This window comes from Candidatus Magnetaquiglobus sp., from assembly GCF_058402785.1.
In genome coordinates, this window is the sequence record NZ_JBZVFG010000092.1 from 1 (window position 1) to 3,291 (window position 3,291).

At 65.0% G+C, this 3,291-nt stretch carries 1 protein-coding gene and 1 pseudogene; both read right to left on the reverse strand.

Features of this window, described 5'->3' with window-relative positions:
• Positions 1-38 precede the first annotated feature (38 nt).
• Positions 39-1,169, reverse strand: a complete 1,131-nt coding sequence (locus ACV4UY_RS16535; protein WP_491608655.1) for a hypothetical protein — start codon at positions 1,167-1,169, stop codon at positions 39-41.
• A 136-nt stretch (positions 1,170-1,305) separates the two neighbouring features.
• Positions 1,306-3,291: pseudogene (locus ACV4UY_RS16540) on the reverse strand (hypothetical protein); the annotation flags it as partial.

Sequence of the window (3,291 nt, forward strand, 5' to 3'; positions counted from 1 at the left end):
GAGGGGTCAATTCTTCGTGTCGTCAGGGGGTCAGTTTCTCATGTCGCCTGACACTGTTCCATCGCCACGCGCAACTGCCGCGCCGCCTCTTCCGCCGCTCGTTCCGCAGCCAACTCGGCGGCCCCCTGCCGCCCTTCCGGCGCAGTGAAAAAGCCGCTTTCGGGCCAGGTGACCGGTCCCAGTTGGACCACCGGATTCACCGCCCGATCCTCGGCGCGCAGCGTCACCGTCACCTCGGCGGCCTGGTACTCGGTGCCCTGTCGGCGTTCCACGGGAGGGCGCACGGTTACGAACAGATGCAGCGCGTTGTCCGGTTCCAGACCGCTTGCGCTCACCAGCTCGTGACCAAGGGGGCGCACTAGGCCGCGTTCGACGCCTGCCTGGGCGTGGGCGGTCAGTTCGGGAGCGCCCTCCAGATGCAGCACCACCCGCCGTTTCGCACCGAGATGACCATGCACGAAACCGGCACGCACGCGCCCTCCCGGCATAGCCAGATCATCCTGTTCCAGGCGCACCAGCCACCAGTTCCCGTCAGAGCCATCCCCATCGGGCTCCAGGATGCGTGCTTCCACCCACAGGCGGGCGCCGGGTTGGATCTCGACGGGATTGCCTTCTTTGCTGTCCCTCATGTCCTCGCGCGCGGTCACCAGGGGGGCGGAACGCATCAGCAGCGGACGACCAGCACGGATGGCGCGTTCCACCGGTTCCGCGTCGAACAGGCAGCGTCGTGCCGCCTCGGAGAGCCCGGAGGTGGCGAGGGTGCGTTGTCGGGATTGGGTTCCCGTGTGACCGGGACGCAGATCCTTCAGTTTCGCATCCAGGAGCATCCGGCGTCCCGGCAGTTTTTCCCAGGTGAGCTGGAGGGAGAGATCATAAGGGGTGCGCTCATCCACCCAGGTGAACCGCTCCGCGCCAAGCCGGTCGAAGGCAGCGGTCAGACCGGCGCGCAGCGCATCGCTCAAGGGTTGGCAGGTGACCTGGTACTGCTGGTCCGTGACCGTGGAGAGGGTGACCTTGAGGGGGGAGTCGCCGGCCATGCGACGCAGCGCGGTGTGCAGGTCCGTCGCCAGATCCTCCAGGGTGTCGGCGCGCGCCAGGGTCGGGATGCTCCACAGCCAGCATCCCACCAGCATCAGCCATCCCAACCATCCTGTGCGTCCGGTAACCATGGAACACTTCCCTGATCGGATTGAAGATGATGATCCACATCAGCGTGATGCGGGACGGAAGTTCTGGCGTTGCCGTCAAGAAACCTCCGTCCCGCGATCAAAAGGGCTGGGTACTCAGGTCGAGCCTGGCGCGGGGTCACGGCCCGGAGGTCACCCCGTGCCGCACCATATGCCAGACCGTGGATTGCGCCTGTTCCGCGCCCATCCAGCGTTGCAGTGCGGCGCGGATCGCCTCCGCATCGTTCAGACCGGCCAGCGCCTGACCCAGACCGGCGGGAAAGTCGTGCCACGGCTGATTGGAGGCCAACGCCACGATCCGATGCGCACGCGCCTCAACCCAGGGCTGGATCGGAATCTCCACCTCCACCATCTGGCCGGCAGGGGCCGGCTTCAACGGAGCAGCCGACCAGACGGGCTCCCCAATCGCTCCGGAGGGGCCCATGGGAATCACCCCGACCGCCAGATGCACGGCGGCATCCGGATAGGAGACCCCATACACCAGCCCGCACAGGCGGTTGCCGACATTCCGCGATGGGGGGAACATGTCCGGCTCCAACATGGTCACGGCATTGCGTTCGAACGGAAGCCCCTTCAACCGCTGGTCCGCGCAGATCCCCCAGCCATTCGGGATCAGCTCGTGCAGATAGACATTCAGATGGCGGGCGTCCAGACCCGAGGGGGCTGGGGTTGTCTCTTTCGTCGCGCCCTTGCTCTCCGTGGCCGGGGACGGGGTGGCAGTGGTCTCGGCTGCTTTGCCGGTTTGCCCCTCCGCGACCGGGGGTTGGGTCGATGGCACAGTCGCGGCCTCCTTGGGCATCTCCCGCACCGGCACGGCTGGCATGCTCACTTGGCCCAACTCCCGCAGCCAGGTTTGCAGCGTCTCGCGCTCCATCCACGCCCACGTGCCCAGAGCCACGATCAGCGGCAACCACCACCATCTGCGTAATAGGCTCCGCCAATCCTCGGGTAGCTTCGGCGTCATCTGTCCGAGCTGACTGGTGAACGTACCCGTAGGTTCAAGCGGTTCCAGATCCAATCGGGAGATCAGCTCCTCGACCTTCTTGACTGGCATCAGGCAGGGCTGCAACGCCATCATCCCCTGATCGTCCAGCCATTCGTCATCCAGCCGCGCCCGATCCGCGGGGTGCATGGCGATGAGCAGAAAACCGTCTTTCTTGGCCATTTCGGCCTGCTGTTCGAGCAGGTACTCCCGTGAGTGCTGCAGCTTGCGGCGAATGCTCTCGATCGGACGCAACGACAGGGTGTTGTCCACCTGGCCGCTCAACCACACCACGCCGCGCACCCCGTCGCCACTGCCGGCCAGGGAGTCGGCATCGAACAAAGCGTGCGCCACCACGGCACCCAACTGCCAGCTTCGACCGGCTTCGATCTTGTGCGACACATCCATGCGGAAGGCCGAATGACCGAACAACTTCTCGATCACCCCGGTCGGGCTGCGCACAAAGGCATCATACTCCCGACTGATCGGCTGCTCCTCGGAGGTGCCATCCCGGCAGACCACCGAACGCACCCCCTCGGCCTCCTTCGCCACCCGTTGCACCTCACTCGGACCGGATGTGGTCCCGATCACCACACGTATTGGCATGATCTTCGCTGGCTCCAGACTACCCCTGGTGTTCAAATAGATCTCGGAATCCAGATCCTGAATCGCCCGCACAAGATCGGATTGGCCCTCTTCGAGAATCTGGATAACACCATCCCGAGGCGGCGGCAAGAGCCTTTTGATGGGCGTCTGACCAGGCCGCAGCACGAACAACGTGCCCGGAACCCGTGACTGACCCTCCACCAGATGAATCCGGACATACATCTGCTCTTGTGCCACCTGCGAGGGCAACACCTGCACCTTGAAACCATGCGCGGCGCGGCAGGTGGTCTCGCCGCTGTCCGCCGCGGCGCGCAGCGGAAAATGACACAGGCTTTTCTCATGTACCAACCGCTGGAGATCCTTCTCCAGACGTGGGTTGTTCCGCAACGCCTCGGCCAGCTCCGGCGTCACGGGTTGTTCAGGCTGACTGGCCAGCCGATAGAGATCGGCAAAGCCGATGACACGCTCGTGCGCGTCTTCCGCCAGTTCGCGCAGATGACGCTCGGCGGACAGGGC